This is a genomic window from Caldicellulosiruptor bescii DSM 6725 (genome assembly GCF_000022325.1).
Lineage (GTDB): Bacteria > Bacillota > Thermoanaerobacteria > Caldicellulosiruptorales > Caldicellulosiruptoraceae > Caldicellulosiruptor > Caldicellulosiruptor bescii.
Map to the genome: position 1 here is coordinate 2,735,768 of NC_012034.1, position 22,825 is coordinate 2,758,592.

Below are 22,825 nucleotides of genomic sequence, written 5' to 3' on the forward strand. Positions count from 1 at the left end.
GCATTTGGAGGAATGAAAAATGCAGCATATATTCAGCAAGGTGAGAAAAGCTGTTGAAGATTTCAACATGATAGAAGAAGGAGATAAAATTGCAGTTGGTGTTTCTGCGGGAAAAGACAGCCTTACCATGCTTTATACTTTAAGTTTTTTGAGAAAGTTTTATCCAAAAAAATTTGAGGTTGTAGCAATCACAGTCGATATGGGTTTTGAAGGAATGGATTTTTTGCCAATCAAAGAATTTTGTGATAAAATAGATGTTGAATTTCATCTTGTTCCATCGCAAATAAAACAGATTGTGTTTGACATTAGAAAAGAAGAAAACCCTTGCTCGCTTTGTGCAAATCTTCGCCGTGGAATACTCAATTCCACTGCAAAAAGTCTTGGCTGCAACAAGGTTGCGCTTGGGCATCACTTGGATGATGTGGTTGAAACATTCTTCCTGAGCCTATTTTTTGAAGGAAGAATCTACTGTTTTTCACCAAAGACATACCTTGACAGGACTCAAATTACAACTATAAGACCTATGATTTACTTAAAAGAACATGACTTAAGGTCTGCTGCAAAAAAGCTTGAACTACCTGTAATCACAAATCCATGCCCTGCAAATGGAAAAACTAACAGGCAAAGAATGAAAGAGTTTGTAAAAAACTTAAAACAATTTCACCCTGCAACCAAAGATTTGGTCTTCAATGCTATAAAGAGAAACATATGGGGGTTGAAAGACTAAACTCTTGCAATTTTCCATGACAAAAGACTGGAGGCAAGCGTGAAGATGAAAAGGTTTTTAAGCTTTATCTCATTTGCAACAATTTTGTCGATTGTTCTATCAGCATTTGCAAAACCGTACACAGAAATTTTGAGATTTAAAACAATACAGCAGATTGCTCCGCGTACGTACTATGAAAAGTACGAACTTTTAACAGATGAGGGGTTTGTAGATATAAACTGCATAAAGCTTGACCTTATAGATGGCGGGTTTTACTTTGACGTGTTGAAAGCCAGTGTTGCAAACACTGGTGATTTTGTCTATAACATGGTTTACAATCAAATTGACAAAAACCCTGTTGCTGCAATAAACGCAAACTTCTTTTATACAAACACCAAAACAGATTACAATAAAATCTGGCCGATTGGAATTTCAGTGTCAGATGGCAAAATTCTTTCTTCACCAAACAACAAGCAAAATACCTTCCCGGCCTTTATGTACACAAATGCAAGTGAAATTCTTTTTGACTATATAAATGGTCTTTCATACAAACTTGTAAACTTAGATTCTGGCTATGAATTCAAGATTGCACACATAAACAAGTTCACAGGCGATTTGACATACCCTATTTTGTTCACGGGCGATTATGTTCAAAAAACCATTGGTAACAAATACAAGGGAATTGTGGAGCTTATTATAAAAGATGGAATCATCAAAGATATCAGAGAAGAAGATCAGGCTGTTGCATTGGATAAAGATGAGTATCTTTTGGCAGCAACAGGAAACTATGCAAAAAACCTAAAAACAAACTTCAAAGTTGGCGACAAGGTGGAAATCAAGATAGACCTCTCTGTTCCCATTGAGAAGTTAAAAGCTGCAGCATCCGGCAATACCTTTTTGTTAAAAGACGGCAAAATACCATCTTTTACACATGAGATTGCAGGTAGGCATCCGCGCTCTGCAATTGGCATTGATAAAACTGGTCGGTATCTTTATCTTGTTGCAGTTGATGGCCGAAATGGAAAGAGTATTGGCCTTTCACAGGGTGAACTTGCAAGGTTTTTGCAGTCAATTGGCGTGTGGACAGCCATAAACCTTGATGGCGGGTATTCCACACAGCTTATTGCCAAGGACAATGATGGAAACCTCAAAGCCTTTTACAACACAGGTGAGACCAGAAAAGTCTTTGATTCAATAGCAGCTTTTTACAAATACAGAGATGATAAAATTTCCACATTTTATATAGACTGTCCTGATAAGGTTTTTGCAGACGAAGAGTATCCCATAAAGGTTTTTGCAAAGGACAGGTTCTACAACACAATCACATACGATGCTGTATATTTGAAGGTATACCAGGATGCCTATGAGATAGACATAAAAGATGGTTTATTTATACCTTACAAAGATGGTCTTGTTACAATATCTTGTGTTTATGAAGATATGTACCAAAAAGCTTTTGCCCAAAAAAAGATTTCAGTCTACAAGCCAGAGATTTTGATCACAAGCAAAAAGCAGCTTTATCTTTTGCCCGGTGAGTCTGTAGCGCTGAGGTTTTTTATTAAAGATAAGGTTGGTCACTTTAAAGAGATAGACCCAAGAAAAGTTCAAGTAGAAGAAAATCCAGCTTTTGAGTTCAAAGACGGAAGTTTCACAGCAAAATCTGACTTCCGAGGCTTTGTAACATTTACTTACAAAGATTTAAAATGCAGTATACCAGTTGGGATAGGTGAGACTTTACAGCTTCTTCGGTCGTTTGACTATCTTGCTTTGAGCTGGCCAAAAGGTGTTTCAATGTTTCTTTCATCTAAGAACAAAACACAGGGAAAATATTCAAACAAGATATACTTCAGCGTCTCATCAACAAAAGGCAAAAGTTTTAAGCTCAACTTTAAAACTCCTGTCGACCTTACAAATATAAGTAAAATTTCATTTGACCTTTGCGCAAAGAATGTCAAAGTCTATCTTGGTTTTAAAATGTTAAATGGCATGCAAAAAGAGGTTGAGATTTCGCAGCTTAAAGTCGACAATTTTAAAAGCTATTCCTTGAATGTAGAGAGTTACAAAACCTTAGATTATATTTTTCTTATTCCTCAAAAGACGCAAGGTTATATCTGGATTGACAATCTTACAGGCAATGTTGTGAATTTACCACCTGTTGAAAATATCAACCAGTATGTTGCAAAGTTCGATAGTAACCTTGCAAAATCATCTGTTATCTTTCTGACAAAGAGTTTTGAAAACCTGCCAAGTGACACAAAGAAAAAAGTAGAATCTAATCTTGGCAGCTATTTGAAATGCTACAGTCTTGAAAAGTACAATCCTCCATACGAAAAGAATGAAAAGTTCAACATAGTATTTTTAAGAACCAAAAGCGGTTCAATTTTGGACTTTTCGTTCTATCAATGGATGAGGATTAAAAATCTATCAACTGAGAAAAAATCTATGATTGTTGTTTTGGACATTCCCTTTGAAAGCCTCAGACAAGATGAAAAAGATATACTCATAAGACTTTTAAAATCAAGAAAATCACCCTCAATGATTATCTGCACTACAAGTGATTATACCCGTGTAGAAAGATACGATACTCTTTACATCGGATATGCATTATCAAACGATCTTTTAGCAAAATCAAGTACGAAAAGTGTAAACCTTGCATGTGATGTTGAAAAAGGGTATATTTACCTTGCAAGAGGGTATTAAAACACAAAAAGGTCCAAGACTTAGCGTTTGGACCTTTTTGGTTTAAAGTATAATACAAATAAGCCCGCCACTTCCCTCATTTATAATTTTTTGCAATGTTTCTTTCAACTTTGCTTGAGCATCTTCTGGCATTCTGTATAGCTTGTTTTGCAAGCCTTCCTTAACAAGCTCGTGCAGAGATTTTCCAAATATATTGGACTCCCAAATCTTTTTTGGGTCATCTTCAAACTCTCTCATCAAAAAGTTTACAAGCTCTTCACTTTGTTTTTCTGTTCCAACAATTGGTGATACCTCTGTTTCAACCTCAACTCTTATAATGTGAAGAGAGGGAGCTGATGCCTTTAGTCTTACACCAAAACTATTTCCTCTTTTGACTATCTCAGGAGTTTCAAGCTTAAGTTCGTTTAAGGATGGTGGTACAATACCATAACCTTTTTCACCTGCTTCTTCAAGCGCATCTTTGAGTTTATCATAGTCTTTCTTCACCTGTGCAAGTTCAGAAAGAAGTTTTAATAAGTGATGATCGCCTTTTATTTCAAATCCAGTGAACTCCTCAATAATCCTGAACAAAAGTCCTTCTTTGAAATAAATTGAAAGCTCGCTCTTCCCATCTCCCAAATTTATTCCTACAACCTCACACCTGTCAATCTGGGGAAGTTGTTTTAAAACTTCAAGCTGGTCTGTTATATCTCTGATTTTGTTAAGTTTTTCTGCATATTCTTTTATCTTTTCATAAATCTCTTTTTTGAGCCACGACTCATCTTCCATCTCGTCAAACCATCTGGGCAGGTTAATCTTTACTTCAACAATAGGAAACTCAAACAGTACTGTCTCTAAAATCCTCTTTACATCCTCAATCTGCATCTGAAGACAGTTGACAATCAAAACTGGCATTTTGTACTTCTCTTCAAGATCTTTTTTGAGCTCTTGTGTGTCGGGTGAGTAGGGTTTTGCGGTGTTGAGAACAATCACAAATGGTTTGTTGATTTGTTTTAATTCTTCAATCACTCTCTCTTCTGCCTTTATGTAGTTTTCTCGTGGTATATCAGTAATTGTGCCATCTGTTGTAATGACTACCCCAATCGTTGAGTGGTCCTGGATGACCTTTTTAGTGCCAATCTCTGCTGCCTCTTCAAACGGGATTGGCTTTTCGAACCACGGTGTTGTGACCATGCGCGGGTGGTTTTCTTCCAAATGTCCCATTGCACCTTCAACAAGGTACCCAACGCAGTCAACAAGCCGTACCTTCAGTCTTGCACCGCTTGATAGCAAAACTTCAACAGCTTCATTGGGAACAAACTTGGGCTCTGTTGTCATTATGGTTTTTCCCTGTGCGCTTTGAGGTAGTTCATCCTTTGTTCTCTCTTTTTTATACTCATCTTCAATGTTAGGAATTACAAAAAGGTCCATGAATTTTTTTATAAATGTGGACTTTCCTGTTCTGACAGGTCCAACCACGCCAATGTAAATGTCACCGTTTGTCCTTTTGGCTATTTCTCTGTAGATATCAGCATCCATCAAAACATCTTTCCCCCTATGCAATTTCAAATGGACTTGTCAGTAAAAATATATTTTTTTTGAGGGGGAAATATTACAAGATTTAACCTTTACTCTGTTTTCTGCTTTGAAATGATATTTGACCTTATCATCAGGACTAAGAATACCAAAATATATACAAAGCTAAGAACAGTAGGAATAACCTCATTTTGAGTTTTTAACCCTTCTTTAAGAATCTCTTCAACCAAGTCTTTTAAAACTTCAGACGAAACAATCACTAAAATTAATGTTGTAGCAATGAAAAAGAGTCTTATATTTATTCTATTAGAAAGCTTAAATACAAAGTATCCCAAAAGCACAGCTGCAAATATCCCCAAACCAATCCCGTAGAATAAAGTTAAAGATTTATCCTTGGAAAATGAAGCCAATGAAAATATCACCAGTTCCGCTCCTTCTCGCAGAACATTTACAAGAGATAGGAGAAAAATTCCATATGAATATTTTTTGAAATTAACAACCTTTTCATAAGTCTGCTGTTTTAAATCCCTTTTTTGATATTTAATAGCTAAAACTAAAAACCACGTAATTAAAATCACCAGTAAAGCTTTTAATGCTACCTCAACTCCCTCAAAGGACTCTTCCAAGCTCTCATAAAAGGCAAATACAATAATACCAAGCAATGCACTTAAAACAATCCCTAATACCAGCCCAATATTCATACTCTTTAGTAAATCCTTTTGGTTAAGCTTTTGAATAACCCCAATCATCACAGCAACTACAAGAATTATCTCAAAAACCTCTCTAAAAGCAATTATAAATCCCTGAACCATACCAAAACTCCTTTCTGTGTTTTTGAAATTGATTTTCATTTTCAATTATAAAGCAATGTGATAAGAATGTCAAGTATTTCTATATAAATACTTGGTTATTATTTGTTATCCAATTTATCTATTTGCGGACTTTTGTAAATTTGATTGATCGTGAAAAAATATTACCATATACCCCTAATATGTATATTGACCTTTGCAGTATCAGAAGTTATAATATATTTAGCAAACAAAATAAAGGAGTGATGGGTATGCCATTCTATGATTTGAGATGCAAAGAATGCGGTGAGGAGTTCAATATCAGAGCATCTATTAAAGAGAGGGAAAACAAAGAGATTGAATGTCCAAACTGCCACAGTCATGAGCTTGAGGCAGTTTTTAAAAGCGTGAATATCATCTCATCCTCGAAGTCTTCTGATAGTGGCTATTCTTGTACAAGTGGATGTTGTGGAGGTTCCTGTGGATTCTAAGACAGGGGTAATCTTGAAGTAAAAACTTTTCAAGGTTGCCCTTTTGTTTTTTTTATTTTTGTGTGGTATAATTTAAAATATCAAAAACTTTAAACTTTCTTTAATTTTCAAAATGCATGAAAGAGAAGCTCTTTTTAATCTTTTAAAGGATGCCGAAAAGATTGCAAAAGTCCTGCAAATTAGACCATTTTCGTTATACCTTTTAGGCGGATCTGCATGTATTTTGGGTGAATATTTAGACAGAGCCACCCGCGATTTTGATATTTTAGATTTGAATTATCCTTCTGAAATTGGAAAAGTCCTCAGGTTTCTCGGAGATTTTGACCTTCTTGAATATGAAAGCACTCCAATAGCACCATCGTTTAAAGAAAGAGCAAAAAAGCTTGACGGCTTTGAATATATAAGAGTTTATATTCCTTCAAAAGAAGATATAGTGGTAAGTAAAATTATTAGGCTTGATGAAAAAGATATTGAGGATATAAATAAATTAATACTATCATGTAATAAAGAATTAATAAACAAAATAATTGAAGAAATATTAAATAGAAAAGACTTTTTTGAAACAAAAAAGAAAAGGTTTTTAGAAAAACTTGAAATATTTAGGGTGATATATGATGTATAGGATATTCTGTGAAAACTACTATAATTATATCAAGAATTTTAAAAACAAGAGCGCAAAGGATGAATATAGGTATAAAATAGCAAAAGTGTTTGGATTAATTGTAAACCCTCAAAAATTTTATAAGGAAAAAAGCAAAAACTCTGAAACTTATCAAAACCTTTGCGACCTTCTTTACTATATGAAAGAAAATATCCATAGATACCCAAAATTCAAAGCTTTTTTATGGACCTTAGAATCTCGTCAAATTGAACCAGTTTACTGCGGTAAAACCCCTCAAAATGTACTTGAAGAACAGGCAAAGCTTGCAAATATGTTTTTAAACCTCATGTACTGGGAATAAGTACCCATTTTTTAAATTTAAAAAAAGGACCTCATCGGCTTTTTGCCGAATCAGTCCTTTTTACTTTTGCTTTCCTTTTACCATCTTCACATATGTTGAGGCTGAAAGCCCAGCAATCTGACCCTCACCGACAGCCTTTGCAACTTGATAAGGACGTCCTGTACAGTCTCCTGCTGCAAAAAGCCCTTCAATTGATGTTTGCATCTTGCTATCAACTTTTATGTGCCCATCTTCTGCAAACTCAAGACCATAAATTAGCTGGTCAGCCGGCATAGTTTTTCTTATTATAAATATTCCGTCAACATTCAATATTCTGTTTTCAAGCTCTAATGCATTTACAAAGTCTTCCCCATACACGCCTTTTGGGCGTGACAAAATAACCTCAACATTGTCTTTGAAATGAAACTCATTCTTTTTATAAAGGGGAATATAGTACAGTTTTTTTGCAAGCTCAGACAAGTACTCAGCCTCTTCTTCAGCTTCAATAGCCTCTCCAATAACTGCGATGGTTCTTCCCCTGTAGAGCATCCCATCGCAAACAGCACAATAGGAAATCCCCTGACCTACAAATTCGCCCTCATTTTCCAACAAAGTCTTCTTTGGTGTGCCAATTGCTAAAATGACAGAGTACGCCTCAAAAAACTCGTTGTTTGCATTTATCGTGAAAATGTCACCTGATTTGTAGAAGTTTATAACCTTCTTGTGCACAACCTCAACACCCATCTTTTTGGCATGATCATAAAACGCCTGCAAAAGCTCTTTTCCTGTTACACCATGAAACCCCAGATAGTTGTTCACTTCAGGTGCCCTGTAGATACTTGAGTCTTCTTCTTTTGTTGAAAACACAACAACACTCCTGTTTGTCTGAGCAAGATTTATGGCAGCAGATAAGCCCGCTGGTCCTGCTCCAATCACCGCACAATCATAAATCATCTTCAACTTCACCCCTATATTATTATACCCATACAGGGTATATTTTAAAACTATCATTTCAAACTTTCAAGAAGTTTTCAATGTCTAACACAAAAATCACCGCTCCGCCTTGTTCAATCTTCTGCTTGCTTACAAAAAACAGGCTCTGCAAAGCAGGTGGCAAAGTAGATTTTGAAACCTCTTTCCTTTCTGACACGTTCTTTTTTATAAGCTCAATCACCTCATCAAGCCTATCATCTTCTGCACCTATCATGAATGTAACAGTGCCCCTATTCAAAAAACCGCCGGTTGAATAGATAATTGTTGCAGGAACACCATTTTCAATAAGTGCAAGGTTTAGTTTATTTTTATCTACTTCTGATACAATGGCTAAAACTAATTTCATATTTTTACATTCACCCTTTTTAAAAATCAATCATGATATTATTTTACCACAATTTTCTTAAGTTGATTTAAATTTTATGTAAAAGTTTTGTTGTTAGCAAATGCAATTTTGGTGGTATAATAAATAAGTTAGAAGATTTTAAATCCATTTTGACAAGGAGATGTCGCAAAAATGCTTGAAATCTTTGACCTTCACGTTGAGGTTGGTTCAAAAGAGATTTTAAAAGGCGTTTCTCTCACAATCCCGGACGGAGAGACGCACATTCTGTTTGGTCCGAACGGAAGTGGAAAGACAACACTCATGATGAGCATAATGGGTCTTCCCAAATACAAAATCACATCAGGGAAGATAATCTTCAATGGCATCGACATCACATACATGCCAACTCATGAAAGAGCAAAGCTTGGAATTGGAATGATGTTCCAAAAACCACCAGCTATAAGAGGCGTTGAGCTTCAAAAACTTTCTGAGATAATAAAGTCTATAAGAAACACCGATGCTGACATTCAAGAGTATGCAAGAATTTTAAATTTAGAGGAGCACCTATCAAGGGAAGTAAACTATGGATTTTCTGGTGGTGAGATGAAAAGGTCTGAACTTCTGCAGCTTTTGTGTCAAAAACCAAGCCTTGTGCTCTTAGATGAGCCAGAGTCAGGTGTTGACCTTGACAATATAAACCTTTTGGGAAATGTAATTAAAAAGCTTTTGAAAGGTGAAAAGATAAAAAAACGTCACACCTCCGGCTTGATTGTCACACACACAGGGTATATTTTGGAGTATGTCAATGCAGACAAAGGGCACATTCTGATGGATGGAAAGATAGTGTGCTCAGGTTCTGCAGAAGACCTCTTTGAAGAGATAAGACAAAACGGGTTTGGGAGGTGTGAAAATTGTCTTCAAGACACTATATAGATCAAAAGATTTTGGAGCTTGCAAAGTCAGCTTTAAATAAAAAGGCAGCTTATGGGCAAGATGTTGACCTTTCCCAGTTTGAAGAAGCAGAGGAAAAAGACCAGATTTCAGAGCTCTCTAAACTTCCAGAAGAGATTCAAAAGACAATACTAAATGCAGGAATAGAGGTATCTGAAGAAGGCCGGTCGGGAAGTTTTTTGCAGCTTGACCACTCTGTTGTATACAGACGGCTTCAGCAAAGGTACCATGGCCAGCTTGAGATTTTGGACATAAATGAAGCTTTGGAAAAGTATCCAGAGGTTCGCGAAAAGTATTTCTGGAAAGCGGTAAAGCCTGACAGGGATAAATACACTGCATTTTCGGCAACACACCCTGCCCACGGGTATTTTATAAGAGTGTTCAAAGGGCAGAAGGTTGAAAAGCCAATACAGGCGTGCCTGCTTTTGCAGGAAAATGCAAGGATACAAAACGTGCACAATATTGTTATCTTAGAAGAAGGTGCAGAGGTCCAGATTATAAACGGATGCGCAACAGCACCAAAGGTAAAGGAAGGGCTGCACATTGGAATTTCTGAGTTTTACCTTGAAAAGGGAAGCAGGCTCACATTTACAATGGTTCACAATTGGGCAGAAGATTTTTATGTCAGACCCCGTGGAGTGACCATTGTTGAAGATGATGCTGTGTTTGTTTCAAACTACGTGCTTTTAAAACCTGTGAAGTCCATACAGTCGTTTCCCATTGCAATCTTGAAAGGAAAAAACTCGGTTGCATCCTTTAACTCGCTCTTGTATGGGCTAAAAGACTCTGAGATTGACATGGGATCGCATATAATACTGGAAGGTGAAAATTCAAGTGGCCAAGCAATTTCAAGGGCTATTGTAAAAGACAGGGCAAAGATATACTCGCGTGGAATTCTGGAGGCGCGGCAGAACCACTCAAAAGCGCACCTTGACTGCCGAGGAATACTTTTATCAAGCAACGGAATGATGTATGCTGTGCCAGAACTATTATCAGACGGTGCGCCACAGAGCCACCTTTCACATGAGGCAGCAATAGGTCCCATTGCCGAAGAAGAAGTAGAATACCTGATGAGCAGAGGACTTTCAAAAGATGAGGCAATATCTCTTATAACCCAAGGGTTTATGGATGTAAAAATACTTGGGCTTCCCAAACATCTTGAAAATTATATACAGGAGCTTATTTTGCAGACCCAGGAGGAGAATATGTAAAAATAAGGCAAGGTGGCAAAGCCTGAACTACTATCCGTTTATTTGGATAGTTAAGGCTTCTTTTGAGCTAAAGTCCTAAGAGTTTGCTGCCTTGCCCATTTTATATTTTTATTCGTACCTTAGCGCCTCAATAGGATTTAAGCGTGCTGCTTTCTCTGCCGGAAGCATTCCAAAAATAACTCCTACCAAAACCGAAATTCCAAAAGCCAGAAAAGCCCACTTTAGCGAATATACAGGCTCAACCCCAGGAATCCTCGAAATCCCCACGGCAATTACAAAAAACCCAAGCAATATACCAATTATACCACCAACACCTGTTATAACCATCGACTCTATGAGAAACTGTACTCTAATATCCTTTCTCTTTGCTCCAATTGCTTTTCGAATCCCAATCTCTCTTGTTCTTTCTGTGACAGACACAAGCATAATATTCATAATTCCAATGCCACCAACTACAAGAGAGATTGTAGCAATGCCACCAAGTATTATCATCAGAAGATATGTTATTTGATTTAGAGTTGACATAAGTTCAGACATATCATAAACTGTATAGTTTTCTTCTTTTTTTACGATACTGCTCAAATATGCTTTTATTCTCTTTTTAACCTCATTGTTCTTATCAGCAGAAACTGTACGTACCAAAAAATTTTTCACAAGCGCATAGTCGTCTGTCGAGAGGCTATCTAAGGCAAATAAGGGCACTATGATACTGTCGTCAACCGTGTTGTCCCTTCCGCCCTGTTTTTCTTTCAAAACTCCAACCACCTTGAAAACCTGACCATTTACGTTTATCTCTTGCCCCACTGGATTTTGGCTATTAAATAGCTTTTTCTGTATCCTCGAACCTATCACTGACACTTTTTGCCTAAAATCACTGTCTACAGGACTTATAAACCTTCCTTTTGAAAGTGCAAGGTTTTGTATCATCATGTACTCGGCTGTTGCACCAATAATCTGGCACTCCTCTTTTTTACCTCTGAAAATTGCCTGAGCAGGATATTGGACAAATGGGCTCACACCCAGGATAACATCGTTATTTTTCCTTGCAAACTCTAAAAATTGATCAACCGAAATATCTTCGCTCTTTGAAACTGGATTTATAAAAACATACACAAGGTTTGTACCAAGCTTTTCTATCTCTTTTGTAATACCAGCTGTGGTGCCCTCAGCAAGCCCCACAGCTGCAACCACTGCTCCGACACCTATGACAACACCAAGAAGTGTTAGAAATGACCTTAGCCTGTTGAGAAAAATACTCTGGATTGCCATCTTGCAAGAAAGCAAAAACTTCTCCATCGCACAACATCTTCCCCTTTTAGTAGAAAAGACTTTGACCCTGTTTTTCAGTATCAAACTTTGGAAGCACCACTTCTTCGCCCTCGATGAGCCCTTCCAAGATTTCAACATATTTATCTGTTGTCATGCCAAGTTTGACTGCCCTTTTTTCTGCATCTTTATAGTAAGAGCTGTCAAGTCCGTATTCGTCTGTTTTCTGGCTGGTTTTTTGTTCTTTGTTTTTCTCAGAAGTTTTAGCCTTTTGTTGTGGGTAAACATACACATAATATTTTCCATCATCTTTGTGAACTGCTTCAACTGGTACAACCAGCGCATTTTCCTTGGACTTTAAGATAATCTCTGCTTCTGCGTGCATCCCAATCTTTATATTACTGTTATTTTCAAATTCTATCTTAACAACAAACTTTGAGACGCTACCATTGCTATCCGATTGTGCCTTTTCAGAAATCTCTGCAACATACCCTTCTAAAGGCCTATTTCTTGTACTTCCTACCGCATCAAGCTTTATGTTAACCTTCTGCCCAGGCTTTATCTTCAAAATGTCAAGTTCTTCCACCTGAGCACTTATAACAAGGTGTTTCGGGTCATACACTGAACATATCATCTGCCCAACAGTCACCACATCACCATCCTGGAGATTCAAATCAGCTATTTTGCCGTCAATTGGAGCTAAAACCTCATAGTTTTTCAAATCATCTTCGGCTGCTTTTATTTGGGATTTTATATCCTCTATCTTTAAATCAAGCTGCTTTATTTGCATCTCAACCTCGTCGGTTGAAAACTTCAAAAGCAAGCTACCTGTTTTTACCTTCTGCCCATTTTCAACAAAAACCTTTTCTACTCTGCCAGAAACAGGGCTTACAATGATCTTTTTTGAAAATACCTCTAAAATACCTTCGCTAAGAGATGTCACTTTTTCACCGTTTGAAAGCTTTAAACTTACACTTGCCCTCATACCCTCTGTCAAGCTACCGTTTTTGTTTGAAACTACCACCTTTGCATCAAACACCATCACACCATCCTGATTTTTGTATATCCTGCTTCCCAAGCCTTCAACAACACCGTCGACCCTGTCCATAAGATCAGATACCACAACCTCTGCCTTCTGTCCTCTTTTTACCTTTCCATAACACCAGGCAGGAAGCTGCACGCTCAGCTTCATCTTTGAGTCATCAACAATGGTCATTACCTGCATTTCTTGACTGACAAACATACCTTCACTTGTTGTAAGATTTTGCACAAAACCGTCCTGGGGAGATTTTAAAGTAAAGTTTTGAAGCTGTCTTTGAAAATTTTCTCTTTGAAGTTCAAGATCTAAAAGCTGTCTTTTCAAAGCCTCTATCTTAAAAACTGCCTGGCTGTCATCTATCTTAGCGATTAAATCTCCTTTTTTGACATACTGCCCGTTTTTGACAAAAATTTTTTCTATAGCTCCATTTACCTTCGAGATGACATTTCTTGTGTTGCTGCTTTGCACAATGCCAGACACCAAAAGTGTTTGCTTTAAAGAAATCTTTTGTACCTTTGCAGTCCTTGGCTTAGATGAAGCATTCTTTTTGCTCCCAGATGGCATAGTTAAAACAAGTGTTAAAATAAATCCCACTAATATAAGTAACACAATAATTACAGCTTTTTGCCAGTTTTTTAGACCTTTTGCAGTGTTTTGCATGTGAGAATACTCTCCTTTTTTATCTGCCACCAAACTTCATAAAGTTTTGCGTAAACATTGAAACAATGGGCATTATGAGTGTGACTGCACTATAGACAATACTTACAATAATACTTTTTGCTTTGTTAAGTTCACAGGCAGCAAACACTCCAACGCCAATCAATACATACCGCCAGATAGCAAACACATGCAGGTATGTTCTTATAAAATACTTAAAATCCATTTGAATGTCCAAAATGTTCAAATTTACGACCCTGGCATATATCACATAGAAGATGTAATATGGAATCATCACAAGATTTGCAACTGCTACAATTGTAAGTGCTCTTTTGTAATCAATCTCACCACCTGCAAGCCTTACAATTATGAGCAAGACAAAGGAAGCAATAAAAAATGAAATAATGGTATGTAAAAATGTTGTTCCTGCTAAATAAATAGGTGATTTTGTAAATTTTAGGTTTTTTAAAGTAGCTTCTTGTACTTGCGGATCTTCAGTGAATCTTTTTACATACTCTAACATAGCTTCATCTGAGATTTTAGGCAAAAAAAACGTAGTAAGTGCTGCTACTATCGGTATAAAAAATATTAAAATCACAAAGTCTGGCTTTTCTTTGACTTTCTGAAATACTTTTGTTGGTGAAATAACAAGATTCAGAAGATTTGATGGCTTCAAGTATTCCATACCTTAAACTCCTCCTTTTTAATTTAATCAAAATTTGCACAGTTACTTCTATTTACTATGATTATTAAAATATCAACCACCTTTTATATTATAATTCATTTTCCAGTTTAAAACAACAATATTTTATGAACCTTTAATTTTGTTAAAATATTTTATTTCTTGTCCTACAAATCACAAGGATTTAATTAAAATTGCGCTTAGGAAGTTAAATTATGCTAAACCTTTTAAACAAAAGCACCATAATTATCACCAATCCATTTAGTCCATATATACCACACTTTGCATAAAAAGTGAGGTCAATGTTATACATACTAAAAATAATTGGTATTACAATTGCAATTTTACTCACTCTTTTTGCTTTTGATAACCATTAATGTGAACAAAAAGCTAAAACAAAATTTATTACAAAAAATATTATGAACACAAATTGCTGTTTCTATTATTTTTTTGTTTTTCTCCCCATTTTTAATAATTCTGCTTGAAACCACCCATGCCAAACAAATAATAAAATAAAAATTATTATTGCTGCTTTAATACTCTTAACATTAAAAAATACCTTTGCAATAACAGCACTCAATATAATTAAGATAACCCCAATAATATATAACCATATTTTTTTGTTACTCATTTTAAACCCTCCCTGACACAATTAATTAGCCTTTTGTAAAAAACCAAAGTCAATAATTTTATCACACATTAACTTATCATTATCTGAATGCGAAACAATTAAAAATGATTTATCCTGTTTTTTCATTTCAAAAATAATATTTGCCAAAGCTACTTTACTTTCTTTATCTAAACTATTAAATGGTTCATCCATAAGATACAACTCGGCATTTTTAGCCAGCATCATAGCTATAAACAATTTTTGTCTCATTCCTGCTGAATATTCTAAAATAGGTTGTTTTAGATACATATCTATATTTAATAAATTGCAAAATTCATACACTTTTTTAGTGTACTCGTTTTCATTAAAAATATATGAAAAAAACTTTATATTTTTAAAGCCAGAAAGATTTTCAAGTAAATATATTCTGTCAGGAACATATGAAAATTTAAATTTTATATCAGAAAATTTTACTTGTTTACCATTCAAATAGGCTGCGTAAACCAGATTTTCATCATCAATTATTCCCATTAAAATTTTAAGAAATGTAGTCTTCCCACTTCCATTCGGTCCTATAATTTTTATTACCTCATTCTTATTAATAGACAAATTTAAATCTCTTAATATATACTTCTTTCCATCATAGCTGTATCTGAGATTTTCTATTTGTAGATAAGCCATTTTATTTCACCTCAAGAACGTGTAAGTTAATAATTTTTCATGCGTAATAAGATACAAGAGATTCGATAATTGCGGCAAAAGCTACAAGAACAGTTGCTAAAAAAATTAAAAAAAGAACTCCTCTTAAATATATGTATGAGTGTCTTTGTTGATTCATTGAATTTTTTGAAATTACATAAACAACTTTCAAAGGATAATAACCTAACGACGAAAAAAGTAAAAACCCGGTAATCTCAAATATAGCATGTGGCAATATGTATTTAATAATTGGTAGCCACCCATAACTATTATAAACACTTGCAAGAATATAGCCCAAAGTAATTCCATTATATATAACGTAAAACGTTGTCCCTATCCCAAATGATATAATACCAAAAAGTAAAGCCTTTGAGCAAGTTAATATATTATTTTTAAATATATCTAAAAACGTCAATTTAGTTAAATTTATTTTAATATCTTTATTATAGCCTATAAGAATCCCTACACTTAAAGAAAGTCCATAAAACATAAGTGCAATTAAAAATAAGGGTTTAATCTCTTTAATAGTCTTTATTATAACTACCCTTAATTTTTCTTTTTTTTGCATAATTATCAACCTTCCCAACCCCTATACATAGACTTGAAACATAACAAAAACAAACAGCTATATAACAATACAACCATTCAATACCTTTAAGTAAAGAAAATATTGAGTTAACCACCAATAAGCAATTTGGTATAAATAATAAATAGTATCTTACAATTGTAATTGGAGCTTTAAGCGTAGCCATAATAAACCCATTATTTTCTGTTTCGCCATATATGAGTAAATGTTGTATGTTTTTTGTGAAATATAAGTAATAAGGTTTTATTAATTGAACTATCGCATGCTTCATTGCAAACAAAATTATTAAAATATTGAACAAAAGAAAAACTGCCTTTAATTTCAAACTATACAAAAATATTAGTGTTATTAATAACGAACCAATCAGTATCGGTAAAGCAGAAAAAACAATTAGAACTTTAATCTTCGGTATCATTAGTCCATCCCAAAATCTAAAATCTTCGCTACAGTATATTGCTAAACTTACTTTTTTGTCATAATTAAATTTAAATAAGTCTTCAATCATGAAATTGCATGTTCCAATATATCCATACATAATAAGATAAATACATATAAAATGAATAATTATAGAAACATAAAAACTCTGTATTGTTCCTGCTACTGCTATACTCACACCTGTTGCAAAGAATAATTCATATGGGAAAAGACATCCTATAATTTTATTTGGCTCTAAATTTTTGAGGTAATTTATAAACAAGCACATATCCTTATAAAATCCAGCTTTTAATGAATTGTTATTTATTTTTGGTTTAGCATATCTACAAAATAAGTAACAAAATATGCTTTTTACTATACTATTAATGCTTCTTCCTTTTTTATAATGGAAAAGCCTCTTAGATTTACCAGGGTTCTTTCTTAATATATAAAATATTGTAAAGCAAATTATAATTTCTATTATTACAGCTACTATGTATGTCTTATAATTTTTTGACATATTATTAACTATATCAGACAAATCTTCTACTTTATGAACATAGTAATAACACTTTTTGTTAAAATGATTATTCATAATATTATCGAGGTTAATTAATATTTTTTCTAAAGGCACTTTTAAAGCCTTATATTTATTTATAACTGCACGTAAACCATAGATAAATTGAATTCCAAATTTAGCCATAAAAAATACAATTAACGTTGCGTAACTTCTTAAAAAAAGAAATGAAAAATAAATTCTATATGTAGTATTACTGTTTAAAATATATTTTAAACAGTAAATTAACAAAAAAAGTACTTCAACAAATACATAAAACACTAAAAGCCAAGTCATATTATGTAATAATGTTAAAATTATTATGAGAAACTTCATTAAAATAATTTCAATTTGTCTCGAAAAGTAGGGATACAGAAAAAACACCTTAAATGCTATTTCCTTGTTTGGTAAATATATGCATAATAACTCAAATTCTGATTTCTGTTGTAACCTACTTATGCTAACGTTATAAAACAAATTTAAGTTTATCAATAAATAAACTAATAAAAAGATTAAACATTCCATATTTTTGTTATAATTATTCGAAATCTTTAACATCATACTTACTACGTAATAGAAAAAGACAAGGCTTAATATTTTTAATAGAATATAAATAATCTCCCACCTTTTTAAATTAAAAATTTTAGCAATTCTTTTATATTTTTTCGATAATTCTTCTTGGATAAGCAAAAAATATATTTTCAAAAACCTTACCACTTTAACCCCCTCTTATCAATTTCGAGCTTTTAAAAAATCTTTAATTAGAAAATTTAATTTTGTGATAAAATTATTAATGCAAGGGATCGTCTTTATGATTTAAGCTGACCCCTTGCAAAAGAGTTTGAAAAAATTAATCACTAAAACTTTACCATAATATAGTTCCCCTCAACCCAAGTTGTGCGACCTTACTTTTAACTAGGTTAATAAAAGCTGTCCAGCCACCTTCCAAGATAATAGCACTAACCCCAGCTGTAAGAATAGATGTTAAAGCTATTATAATTGAAACTATTGTGGATCCGGTAAGTATAATATTTACGATAGTTACAGCAAGAGTTTCAGGAATTCCTAATGTTGCAGCTACATATAGCATTTTCTATTCACCTCCCCTCTTTTTGATTTTTTAGAGTTTTGTGCTAAACGCTCCACTTGGAGCGTTTAATACTTTTTTAAGTTTATAATAAAAGAGTACGTTTTTCTTAATTATTTTCTCCTCATTTCTCCATCCACTTGATATTTTAGTACCTCAGTTTCTTTATTCTCTTATTTAGAGCATTTTATTCTCAAACTATTTTTTCTGTAAACTTTTTCTTGGAACTCCCATGCAAATTTTATCTTATGCACTTTCACTCTGTCAATGCCGTTTTTTTTTTTTTTGTCTATTTTCAGCCAAATTTTGAGCTGAAGATACATTTTTCTTTAAATAGCTTAAACTTTCTCTAATTTTCTTGAGTTTAAAAAGCCAAAACTGCAAACAGTTAAAATATATGGTTTCTGCGTTTAGAAAGAAAAAGCCATAAGTCAACTTGTTCAGTAATCTTTAAAAGTTTTTGGCTTCAAGCTTTATTTTCAAACTAAAAACTCTACACCACTGCAAACTGGCTCATATAAAGGTTATAATAAAATCCTCTCTTTTGCAAAAGCTCTTCATGCGTTCCCTGTTCAACAACTTGACCATTGTTTATAACCAAAATCAAATCAGCATTTCTGATAGTAGAGAGTCTGTGGGCTATCACAAAGCTTGTTCTTCCCTGCATGAGCTTTAGCATTGCGCTTTGGACAAGCTTTTCTGTTCTCGTATCGATATTGCTTGTTGCCTCATCTAAGATGAGTATTGCCGGGTCAGATAAGATTGCCCGGGCTAAAGCCAAAAGCTGTCTCTGTCCTTGGCTAAGGTCTGCTCCTCCATCTGTGAGTACTGTGTCATACCCGTGTGGAAGATGTCTTATAAACTCATGAGCATTGGCAGTCTTGGCAGCCATTACAACCTCGTCATCTGTCGCAGAAAGTCTTCCATACCGGATATTCTCTTTTACAGGTTCAGAAAAAAGATATGTGTCCTGAAGCACAATACCAAGGTTTTTCCTCAAAGATTCTCTACTGATTTTTCGAATGTCGATACCATCAATCAGTATCTGGCCACTGTCGATATCATAAAATCGGCTAAGCAAATTTACAATTGTTGTCTTGCCACTGCCTGTGGGACCTACCAGTGCTACCATCTGCCCCGGCTTTACATGAAAGCTAATATCTTTCAAAACAGGCTGACCTTTGTTGTATGAAAACCAAACGTTTTTAAATTCCACCTCACCTTTTAAGCTATCTATCTCAATCTCATCCTCTGCATGCTTTTCTTCTTCCTCATCCATTATCTCAAACACTCTTTCTGCTGAAGCAAAAGCAGACTGAATTTGATTGAATTGGTTTGCAAGCTCGTTTAAAGGTCTTGTGAACTGCCTTGCATACTGAATAAAACTTGCAATTGTACCAACCGTGATAAAGCCTTTGAGTGCCAAAAAACCACCCGATGCTGCAACAATGATAAACGCAAGGTTGTTCAAAAGGTTCATAAGTGGTGGGATGATTCCTGAAAAGATCTGGGCTCTTATCCCAACCTGTGTAAGCTCTCTGTTTACCCTTTCGAATTTTTCAATCTCATTTTTCTCTCTTGTGAACACTTTGATGACCTTCTGCCCTGTAATGTCTTCCTCAATCACGCTGTTCAAACTTCCCAGAAGTTTCTGGTTTTGTGAAAAAAGCTTTCTTGTCGTGTTTGCAATCAGGTTTGTAAGACCGAACATCAAAGGAACAACAAGCAGGGTAAGGATTGTAAGAACTGGACTTAAACTCAGCATAACAGCTATAGACCCTGCAAGGGTGATAATGCTTGAAAATATTGAAGTTAGGCTTGCACTCAAAGTGTTGCTGACAACATCTATGTCGTTTGTAAGTCGTGACATTAAATCTCCATGTGCCCTGGTGTCAAAAATCTTTATGGGAATTCGTTGGAGCTTTGAGAACAGGTCGTTTCGCATCTTGAAAACTGCTCTTTGCGAGACTATCATCATCCCATAGCCCTGGATATAAGCAAAGATTGAATTTAAGATATATAGAATAATCATTGCCAAAACGATTTTAAAAAGCCCATCAAGTTTTCTTGGGATGATGTACTGGTCTATTGCTTTTTGTATCAAAAGAGGTGATACTATTTGGATGAAAGAGCTAATCAGTATCACCAAAAATATTCCAAAAAGCAGAAGTTTAAATTCTCCAAAGTACTTCCAAAGCCTTCTGAGTGTATTTTTCAAATCCTTTGGCTTGGCACTTTTGGCAGAAAATCTATGACCAGGCCCTCTTCCCGGTGCAGGTCCTGGTCCAAACGCAGGTGGCTGAAAAGAAGATGTAGATCCTTTTCTTTCTTCAGGCACTTTTTTCATCCCCCTCTCCCATCTGAGTATAATAGATTTCCTGGTAAATAGGACATGTTTTCAACAGCTCTTCATGTGTTCCCATTGCGACAACTTTTCCAGCGTCCATGACCAAAATCTTATCTGCATGTTTTATAGAAGATATCCTCTGGGCGATTATGAAAGTGGTTGTGCCATCAATATACTCTTTCAAAGCTGCTTGTATTTTCTTTTCTGTTGCCATGTCAACAGCAGATGTGCAGTCGTCCAAAATCAAAATCTTTGGCTTTTTCAAAATAGCTCTTGCAATTGATATTCTCTGTTTCTGTCCGCCAGAAAGGTTCACACCCCGCTCAGAAACGTCTGTGTCATACCCTTTTTCAAAGCTCATTATAAAATCGTGTGCCTGCGCAGCTTTTGCCGCTTCAATTATCTGCTCCATTGAGGCTTCTTCATTGCCCCATGCAATGTTTTCTTTTAAGCTTCCTGTGAAAAGTATTGTTTCCTGCAAAACCATGCTGATGCTCTTTCTTAAAACATCAACGTCGTAGTCTTTCACATTTATATCGTCTATTAAAACCTCTCCATATGTCGCATCGTAAAGCCTCGGGATAAGACTTACCAAGGTGGACTTTCCAGCACCCGTTGTGCCAATGATTCCAATGACCTCGCCCGGGTTTGCAACAAATGAGATGTTCTCAAGAGCAGGACTTTCTTCATTTTCATTGTAATAAAACGTGACATTTCTAAACTCTACCTTGCCAAGTTCTACCGGCTTTTTGATTGCATTCCCTTTACTCTTTATATCAATTTCACACTCCAAAACTTCATTGATTCTTTCTGCAGATGCACTTGCCCTTGTGATGAACAAGAATATATTTCCTATCATCATGAGGGAAAATAAAATCTGCATCGTGTAGTTTATAAATGCCATCAGCTGACCAACTTCCATATAACCATATTTTACTTGAAATCCACCAAGCCATACAACGCCTACCATCGCCATGTTCATCACAAGTCCAAAAAGAGGCATTGAGATCACCACAAACCCAAATGCTTTGAGCGACGTTTGCAAAAGTTGCTGGTTTGCATCAAAAAATCTGTTTTTTTCATGCTCATGTCTTACAAATGCCTTGACAACACGGCTACCTAAAAGGTTTTCGCGCATAACAGCGTTTACCCTGTCAATCTTTTTCTGGAGCTCTGAAAACATGGGAAAGCTCTTTTTTATCATAAAGTAGAAAATCAAGATGACAAATGGTATTGCAGTAAACAATACCAAGGAAAGTTTAACGTTTATTGTAAGAGCCATCACAAGCCCGCCAATGAAAAGAAGAGGTGCTCGCACCACAATCCTTAGCATCATCATGACAACATTCTGTATCTGCATAACATCGTTCGTAAGCCTTGTGATGAGAGTCTCAGGTCTGAATCTGTCGACATTTTTAAACGAAAACGCCATCACCTTTCTGAAAAGGTCGCATCTCAAATCATAGGCAAAATTCTGGCTTGCAATGCTCGAAAAAACAACACATCCGCCACCACCAACCATCCCAATTAACGCTGCCAAAATCATCAAAAGACCGGTTTTGAAAATGTATGCCATATCCCCGTTTTTAAGTCCAACATCTATTATTCTCTCCAAAAACCTTGGCTGCATGAGGTCCATCACAACCTCTAAAAGCATAAAAAGCGGAGCTAATACCACTGCCCATGTATACGGTTTTAGATACCTAAAAAGCTTTATCATCCTTTGCATCTTCCTCCTTTTGCGGGCTTGAGCCTATCATCTTCATGACAAGTTTTTTAAGTCTCTTTAGTACATACCACAGCTCTTCAATCTCATCATCAGATAGCTTCTGTAGATGCTTTTTCAAGTTGTGGTTGACCCACTGGGTGTGAAGATAGGTAAGCTCTTTTCCCTTTTGAGTTATCTCAATAATAGATACTCTTCTGTCTGACTCATCCTGGCTTCTTTTGACATACCCTTGCAAAATCAGCTTGTCAATAAGTGGCGTCATGTTCGGAGCAAGAATAGAAAGCCTTTTTGATATCTCGCTTATGGACATTGGTCCAAAATCGTCTAAAATGTGCAGGATGTGTATAAAGCGCGGTGAAAGTCCATATTTTTCGGTAAATTCATCTTTTTTGAGCACATTTTTTGTGAGCATCGGAAATATGGAAAGCATATTATCTGCAATCTGGTTAATTAACTCTTGAGTTATTTGCACTTTGTTATCACTCCTTAAACTTTTGTTTGAAAAAAATTCTGGAAAGTAATATAATAATCA

General features: G+C 35.1%; 22 protein-coding genes. 7 read left to right on the plus strand and 15 right to left on the minus strand.

The annotated features are described in order from the left end of the window. Positions 1-19 precede the first annotated feature (19 nt). Positions 20-727 (plus strand): tRNA 2-thiocytidine biosynthesis TtcA family protein, encoded by a 708-nt coding sequence (locus tag ATHE_RS13130; RefSeq protein WP_015908911.1) that lies wholly within the window; start codon positions 20-22, stop codon positions 725-727. Between the two features lie 45 nt (positions 728-772). After that, the gene (locus ATHE_RS13135) at positions 773-3,406 is read left to right on the plus strand and encodes a phosphodiester glycosidase family protein (RefSeq protein ID WP_015908912.1); all 2,634 of its coding nucleotides are present in this window, start codon (positions 773-775) and stop codon (positions 3,404-3,406) included. Between the two features lie 42 nt (positions 3,407-3,448). On the opposite strand, the gene spoIVA is transcribed toward ATHE_RS13135, so the two are convergent. After that, positions 3,449-4,924, minus strand: coding sequence for a stage IV sporulation protein A (gene spoIVA, locus ATHE_RS13140; RefSeq protein WP_015908913.1), 1,476 nt, complete (start codon positions 4,922-4,924; stop codon positions 3,449-3,451). An 89-nt stretch (positions 4,925-5,013) separates the two neighbouring features. Continuing rightward, a complete protein-coding gene (locus tag ATHE_RS13145; protein ID WP_015908914.1) occupies positions 5,014-5,733 on the minus strand; it encodes an FTR1 family protein in 720 nt (239 codons plus the stop codon). A 248-nt stretch (positions 5,734-5,981) separates the two neighbouring features. Between ATHE_RS13145 and ATHE_RS13150 the strand changes: the two genes are divergently transcribed. The 3 genes from ATHE_RS13150 (at position 5,982) to ATHE_RS13160 (ending at position 7,162) form a co-directional block, all read left to right on the plus strand. Beyond that, positions 5,982-6,200 carry an FmdB family zinc ribbon protein gene (locus tag ATHE_RS13150; protein ID WP_015908915.1) on the plus strand — a complete coding sequence of 73 codons (219 nt, stop codon included), beginning with the start codon at positions 5,982-5,984 and terminating at the stop codon, positions 6,198-6,200. Between the two features lie 112 nt (positions 6,201-6,312). After that, positions 6,313-6,822, plus strand: a complete 510-nt coding sequence (locus ATHE_RS13155) for a DUF6036 family nucleotidyltransferase (RefSeq protein WP_015908916.1) — start codon at positions 6,313-6,315, stop codon at positions 6,820-6,822. Continuing rightward, positions 6,815-7,162 (plus strand): hypothetical protein, encoded by a 348-nt coding sequence (locus tag ATHE_RS13160; protein ID WP_015908917.1) that lies wholly within the window; start codon positions 6,815-6,817, stop codon positions 7,160-7,162. Before ATHE_RS13155 ends, ATHE_RS13160 begins: the two co-directional genes overlap by 8 nt. A gap of 60 nt (positions 7,163-7,222) precedes the next feature. On the opposite strand, the gene ATHE_RS13165 is transcribed toward ATHE_RS13160, so the two are convergent. Together ATHE_RS13165 and ATHE_RS13170 are read right to left on the minus strand one after the other, a co-directional pair. After that, a complete protein-coding gene (locus ATHE_RS13165) occupies positions 7,223-8,152 on the minus strand; it encodes an NAD(P)/FAD-dependent oxidoreductase (protein ID WP_015908918.1) in 930 nt (309 codons plus the stop codon). 1 nt (position 8,153) lies between these two features. Then, on the minus strand, positions 8,154-8,480 hold the full coding sequence (locus tag ATHE_RS13170; protein WP_015908919.1) for a cyclic-di-AMP receptor: 327 nt from the start codon (positions 8,478-8,480) through the stop codon (positions 8,154-8,156). Between the two features lie 171 nt (positions 8,481-8,651). Here ATHE_RS13170 and ATHE_RS13175 point away from each other — a divergent pair, with 171 nt between their 5' ends. Continuing rightward, positions 8,652-9,392, plus strand: a complete 741-nt coding sequence (locus ATHE_RS13175; RefSeq protein ID WP_015908920.1) for an ABC transporter ATP-binding protein — start codon at positions 8,652-8,654, stop codon at positions 9,390-9,392. Then, complete coding sequence (locus ATHE_RS13180) at positions 9,371-10,621, plus strand: SufB/SufD family protein (RefSeq protein WP_015908921.1); 1,251 nt, start codon at positions 9,371-9,373, stop codon at positions 10,619-10,621. The genes ATHE_RS13175 and ATHE_RS13180 overlap by 22 nt, the downstream gene beginning before the upstream one ends. Positions 10,622-10,729: 108 nt before the next feature. Here ATHE_RS13180 and ATHE_RS13185 read toward each other — a convergent pair whose 3' ends face one another. The 11 genes from ATHE_RS13185 to ATHE_RS13235 all read right to left on the minus strand — a co-directional run bounded on the left by ATHE_RS13185 (position 10,730) and on the right by ATHE_RS13235 (position 22,765). Continuing rightward, complete coding sequence (locus ATHE_RS13185; protein ID WP_015908922.1) at positions 10,730-11,917, minus strand: ABC transporter permease; 1,188 nt, start codon at positions 11,915-11,917, stop codon at positions 10,730-10,732. A 19-nt stretch (positions 11,918-11,936) separates the two neighbouring features. Then, a complete protein-coding gene (locus tag ATHE_RS13190) occupies positions 11,937-13,586 on the minus strand; it encodes an HlyD family efflux transporter periplasmic adaptor subunit (RefSeq protein ID WP_015908923.1) in 1,650 nt (549 codons plus the stop codon). A 19-nt stretch (positions 13,587-13,605) separates the two neighbouring features. Next, the gene (locus tag ATHE_RS13195; protein WP_015908924.1) at positions 13,606-14,268 is read right to left on the minus strand and encodes a Yip1 family protein; all 663 of its coding nucleotides are present in this window, start codon (positions 14,266-14,268) and stop codon (positions 13,606-13,608) included. A 439-nt stretch (positions 14,269-14,707) separates the two neighbouring features. Continuing rightward, positions 14,708-14,896, minus strand: a complete 189-nt coding sequence (locus ATHE_RS13200; protein WP_015908925.1) for a hypothetical protein — start codon at positions 14,894-14,896, stop codon at positions 14,708-14,710. A gap of 21 nt (positions 14,897-14,917) precedes the next feature. Next, complete coding sequence (locus ATHE_RS13205) at positions 14,918-15,556, minus strand: ATP-binding cassette domain-containing protein (RefSeq protein ID WP_015908926.1); 639 nt, start codon at positions 15,554-15,556, stop codon at positions 14,918-14,920. A 37-nt stretch (positions 15,557-15,593) separates the two neighbouring features. After that, a complete protein-coding gene (locus ATHE_RS13210) occupies positions 15,594-16,142 on the minus strand; it encodes a stage II sporulation protein M (RefSeq protein ID WP_015908927.1) in 549 nt (182 codons plus the stop codon). Next, the gene (locus tag ATHE_RS13215; RefSeq protein ID WP_015908928.1) at positions 16,096-17,847 is read right to left on the minus strand and encodes a hypothetical protein; all 1,752 of its coding nucleotides are present in this window, start codon (positions 17,845-17,847) and stop codon (positions 16,096-16,098) included. Before ATHE_RS13215 ends, ATHE_RS13210 begins: the two co-directional genes overlap by 47 nt. Positions 17,848-17,995: 148 nt before the next feature. Beyond that, positions 17,996-18,220, minus strand: a complete 225-nt coding sequence (locus tag ATHE_RS13220) for an uberolysin/carnocyclin family circular bacteriocin (protein WP_015908929.1) — start codon at positions 18,218-18,220, stop codon at positions 17,996-17,998. Between the two features lie 490 nt (positions 18,221-18,710). After that, positions 18,711-20,564 carry an ABC transporter ATP-binding protein gene (locus ATHE_RS13225; protein ID WP_015908930.1) on the minus strand — a complete coding sequence of 618 codons (1,854 nt, stop codon included), beginning with the start codon at positions 20,562-20,564 and terminating at the stop codon, positions 18,711-18,713. Further along, entirely contained in the window at positions 20,548-22,284 is a 1,737-nt protein-coding gene (locus ATHE_RS13230; protein ID WP_015908931.1) for an ABC transporter ATP-binding protein, read from the minus strand. Before ATHE_RS13230 ends, ATHE_RS13225 begins: the two co-directional genes overlap by 17 nt. Beyond that, positions 22,268-22,765 carry a MarR family winged helix-turn-helix transcriptional regulator gene (locus ATHE_RS13235; RefSeq protein WP_015908932.1) on the minus strand — a complete coding sequence of 166 codons (498 nt, stop codon included), beginning with the start codon at positions 22,763-22,765 and terminating at the stop codon, positions 22,268-22,270. Before ATHE_RS13235 ends, ATHE_RS13230 begins: the two co-directional genes overlap by 17 nt. Between the last annotated feature and the right edge of the window lie 60 nt (positions 22,766-22,825).

Coding starts and splice junctions, on each gene's coding strand:
- ATHE_RS13210 (WP_015908927.1), bottom strand. CDS start 16,142: ATGCAAAAAAAAGAAAAATTAAGGGTAGTTATAATAAAGACTATTAAA.
- ATHE_RS13200 (WP_015908925.1), bottom strand. CDS start 14,896: ATGAGTAACAAAAAAATATGGTTATATATTATTGGGGTTATCTTAATT.
- ATHE_RS13145 (WP_015908914.1), bottom strand. CDS start 5,733: ATGGTTCAGGGATTTATAATTGCTTTTAGAGAGGTTTTTGAGATAATT.
- ATHE_RS13170 (WP_015908919.1), bottom strand. CDS start 8,480: ATGAAATTAGTTTTAGCCATTGTATCAGAAGTAGATAAAAATAAACTA.
- ATHE_RS13220 (WP_015908929.1), bottom strand. CDS start 18,220: ATGCTATATGTAGCTGCAACATTAGGAATTCCTGAAACTCTTGCTGTA.
- ATHE_RS13160 (WP_015908917.1), top strand. CDS start 6,815: ATGTATAGGATATTCTGTGAAAACTACTATAATTATATCAAGAATTTT.
- ATHE_RS13230 (WP_015908931.1), bottom strand. CDS start 22,284: ATGATAAAGCTTTTTAGGTATCTAAAACCGTATACATGGGCAGTGGTA.
- ATHE_RS13190 (WP_015908923.1), bottom strand. CDS start 13,586: ATGCAAAACACTGCAAAAGGTCTAAAAAACTGGCAAAAAGCTGTAATT.
- ATHE_RS13135 (WP_015908912.1), top strand. CDS start 773: ATGAAAAGGTTTTTAAGCTTTATCTCATTTGCAACAATTTTGTCGATT.
- ATHE_RS13175 (WP_015908920.1), top strand. CDS start 8,652: ATGCTTGAAATCTTTGACCTTCACGTTGAGGTTGGTTCAAAAGAGATT.
- ATHE_RS13150 (WP_015908915.1), top strand. CDS start 5,982: ATGCCATTCTATGATTTGAGATGCAAAGAATGCGGTGAGGAGTTCAAT.
- ATHE_RS13225 (WP_015908930.1), bottom strand. CDS start 20,564: ATGAAAAAAGTGCCTGAAGAAAGAAAAGGATCTACATCTTCTTTTCAG.
- spoIVA (WP_015908913.1), bottom strand. CDS start 4,924: ATGGATGCTGATATCTACAGAGAAATAGCCAAAAGGACAAACGGTGAC.
- ATHE_RS13185 (WP_015908922.1), bottom strand. CDS start 11,917: ATGGAGAAGTTTTTGCTTTCTTGCAAGATGGCAATCCAGAGTATTTTT.
- ATHE_RS13155 (WP_015908916.1), top strand. CDS start 6,313: ATGCATGAAAGAGAAGCTCTTTTTAATCTTTTAAAGGATGCCGAAAAG.
- ATHE_RS13195 (WP_015908924.1), bottom strand. CDS start 14,268: ATGGAATACTTGAAGCCATCAAATCTTCTGAATCTTGTTATTTCACCA.
- ATHE_RS13130 (WP_015908911.1), top strand. CDS start 20: ATGCAGCATATATTCAGCAAGGTGAGAAAAGCTGTTGAAGATTTCAAC.
- ATHE_RS13165 (WP_015908918.1), bottom strand. CDS start 8,152: ATGATAGTTTTAAAATATACCCTGTATGGGTATAATAATATAGGGGTG.
- ATHE_RS13205 (WP_015908926.1), bottom strand. CDS start 15,556: ATGGCTTATCTACAAATAGAAAATCTCAGATACAGCTATGATGGAAAG.